General features: G+C 33.1%; 1 pseudogene. It reads right to left on the reverse strand.

Annotation, left to right across the window (positions count from 1 at the left end):
* Positions 1–720, reverse strand: a pseudogene (locus IC174_RS20705) (terminase B); the annotation flags it as partial.

Genomic DNA, 720 nt, shown 5'->3' on the forward strand with positions numbered 1-720 from the left:
CAGTTTTTATTTTTACTCTGTTAATTTGATGATACATATTTTTAAATTTATCAACTGCTCTTAATATATTTCCTACTGTTTCCATTGTATCTTTTTTTGAATAAGTTAATAAATCAAATACTTTTCCACCTATTCTTGGAGCTATTATGGTTTCATCATCGCCATATCTTGCTATATCTGCACCTATATTTAATACATAATCATTAGATATATTTACATCTCTTATAGTACTTGTTTCAACAGCTTCTAACGATATTAACGAATCACTTTCACCTTTTGGGAACTCTCCAAGAACTCTAACACGCCATGGGTCAGAGCCTTCATGATACTTTCTTTTTAACATTTCAATATTATCTTTCGAGGTTCTAGGACTGTCTAAAGAAGATACTTTAAATGTCTTATATAAATCTCTATCCCTATTATGACTATCATAAAATGTTCCGCTTGTTCGAGTTGGATTTCCGCATAAAAGAAGCTTATTTTCTGCACCCGATAATGTTCCCAATATAGCTTCCATAATTGGGTCAGCAACTCCCGAAGCTTCATCAACAACAAATAACATATAATCTTCATGGAAACCTTGCATATTCTCAGGCTTTACTGCTGTTCTAGCTGTAGCCCACCATCTTTCTTCAAAACCTTTCATATACACTTTTGTTTTAGTCCATTCAAGAAGTTTCTCAACCTTGCTATTGCTTAGCCACTTAGCTATTTCTGCCC

The sequence above is a fragment of the Clostridioides sp. ES-S-0001-03 genome (genome assembly GCF_020676075.1).
Classification (GTDB): Bacteria; Bacillota; Clostridia; order Peptostreptococcales; family Peptostreptococcaceae; genus Clostridioides.